2 protein-coding genes are annotated in these 1,127 nt (G+C 65.4%); both read left to right on the forward strand.

Going from position 1 to position 1,127, the window contains the following annotated elements; genetic code table 11:
* The first annotated feature begins 78 nt into the window (after positions 1-78).
* Positions 79-438: a Cd(II)/Pb(II)-sensing metalloregulatory transcriptional regulator CmtR gene (cmtR, locus tag O3T09_RS11755; protein ID WP_017488126.1), complete on the forward strand. Its 360-nt coding sequence runs from the start codon at positions 79-81 to the stop codon at positions 436-438.
* A complete protein-coding gene (locus O3T09_RS11760) occupies positions 435-1,037 on the forward strand; it encodes a cadmium resistance transporter (RefSeq protein ID WP_017488125.1) in 603 nt (200 codons plus the stop codon). The genes cmtR and O3T09_RS11760 overlap by 4 nt, the downstream gene beginning before the upstream one ends.
* The last annotated feature ends 90 nt before the right edge of the window (positions 1,038-1,127 follow it).

The following is a 1,127-nucleotide window of genomic DNA, read 5'->3' on the forward strand; positions in this document are numbered from 1 at the left end:
GAAGGATCCCCTTACGGGCATGCGATCTGGGCTGACGCCTGTGACCGAGTGTTCAGTTCGCGCTGTATAGTTCAGTCCATGATGACTATTGCTTCGCGTCTCGACGTGATGAACCGCCTGGGTCGTGCACTGGCCGACCCCACTCGATCCCGGATCATCTTGACCCTGCTCGACCATCCCGCTTACCCGGCGGAACTGGCCCGAGATCTGGACCTGACACGCCCGAACGTGTCCAACCACCTGGCATGCCTGCGCGATTGCGGGATCGTCGTCTCCGAGCCCGAGGGTCGTCGGACACGATATGAGATCGCCGATTCGCACCTGGCGCAGGCGCTGACGGCACTGGTCGATGCCACCCTGGCAGTGGACGAAGACGCCCCGTGCATCGATCCCGCCTGCTCGCTTCCCGGATGCGACGCAGCTGGGGAGGGCGCATGATCCTCACCTCGGTCTTGCAGGCGATGGGCCTGTTCGCAGCGACCAACATCGACGACATCATCGTGCTCTCCCTCTTCTTCGCGCGAGGGGCAGGCCAGCGCGGCACTACCGCCCGCATTCTGGCCGGCCAGTACCTCGGATTCGCCGGCATCCTCGGTGCCGCGGTCCTGGTGACCATCGGCGCCGGAGCATTCCTGCCCTCGGCAGCCATCCCGTACTTCGGTCTCATCCCTCTGGGCCTCGGCCTCTGGGCCGCATGGCAGGCCTGGCGCGGAGACGATGACGACGATGACGACGAGGCCAAGGTTGCCGGCAAGAAGGTCGGCGTGTGGACAGTCGCAGGCGTCACCCTTGCCAACGGCGGCGACAACATCGGCGTCTACACCCCTGTCTTCCTCAGCGTGAAACCTCTCGCAGTAGTCGCCTACTGCATCGTCTTCCTCGCGCTCGTCGCGGTCCTGGTGGCCCTGGCAAAGTTCGTCGCCACCCGCCCCCCGATCGCCGAAGTGCTCGAACGCTGGGAGCACGTCCTCTTCCCCATCGTTCTCATCGGCCTCGGCATCGTGATCCTCGTCAGCGGCGGAGCCTTCGGACTCTGACGTAGCGGCAGCGATCCAAACGGCCCCGACCGGGCGCACCCCTCTCGGTTCAGACCGCGACACCTACCTGCAGCCAGTCCTGCGTGATCG

The sequence above is a fragment of the Micrococcus sp. H39-S4 genome (assembly GCF_027158145.1).
Classification (GTDB): Bacteria; Actinomycetota; Actinomycetes; order Actinomycetales; family Micrococcaceae; genus Micrococcus; species Micrococcus luteus.